Annotated in this window: 1 protein-coding gene; it reads left to right on the top strand. The window is 59.4% G+C overall.

Going from position 1 to position 903, the window contains the following annotated elements; translation table 11 throughout:
• Positions 1–22: 22 nt before the first annotated feature.
• On the top strand, positions 23–903 hold an 881-nt coding region (locus DEQ92_RS20930; protein ID WP_115821720.1), incomplete at its 3' end, for an IS4 family transposase.

Here is a 903-nt window from a genome sequence, read left to right as displayed (position 1 = left end):
GTAGAACGCGTGGGGAGAGGTTGTGCTGAAGGAACTCTCCCCAGACCTTATTCAACGGCGGCTCACTTCGCTCTTTCCAGGAGAGCTTATCGAAGACATCGCGCGCGAGCGCGATGTCGTCCAGCGTGACCGGAAAATCGACATCACGATGCTCGTCTGGACGCTCATCATGGGCTTCGCCGTCGACGGCGAAGCCCGAACTATCGCCAGCTTTCAACGGGCGTACTCCGCAGCAACCAACCAGACCGTTGCCCGCTCAAGCTTCTACGATCGGTTCACGCCGGCCGTCGCAGCACTGTTGAACGACCTCCCCGAGCACGCTCTCGAGGAGGTCGCGGTTCCTCACACGATCGCGCCACAGTTCGAGCTGTTTCGAGACGTACTGATCGCCGATGCAACCGTGTTCAGGTTGCATCGGCTCCTCGATTCGTTTCCAGCCACTCACTCGGGTCAATCCGGCGCGAAACTCCACCTCGTGCAGAACGCGACCAAGCAGACGATCGAGCAGTTCCAGCTCACCGATGAACGCACCCACGAGAGCAGCCAACTCCGCACCGGGAGTTGGCTACGAGGCCGGCTGTTACTGTTCGATCTGGGCTTCTACAGTTTCCGCCGCTTCGCGTTGATCGAGGAGAACGGCGGGTTCTTCCTGAGTCGGCTGAAGTCGAACGCGAATCCGTTGATCGTTGGAGAGCGACGGAAATGGCGCGGGCGCGCCATTTCCTTGCCAGAGCGTCGTCTTCGGGACGTTCTGGAAGATCTAAGTCGGGAGATCATCGACGTAACGGTAGAGATCGAGTTCAAACGGCGGGCATACGCTGGGAAGGAATCAACGGATTCGATGGAGTTTCGCGTCGTCGGTGTCCGCAACGAGGACACCGACGACTACCACCTGTACGTGAC

Origin of the sequence: Haloferax sp. Atlit-6N (assembly GCF_003383195.1) — an archaeon.
Taxonomy (GTDB): Archaea; Halobacteriota; Halobacteria; order Halobacteriales; family Haloferacaceae; genus Haloferax; species Haloferax gibbonsii.
Note: the sequence above shows the minus strand (reverse complement) of the source record. Positions and strands in the feature narration are given on the sequence as shown.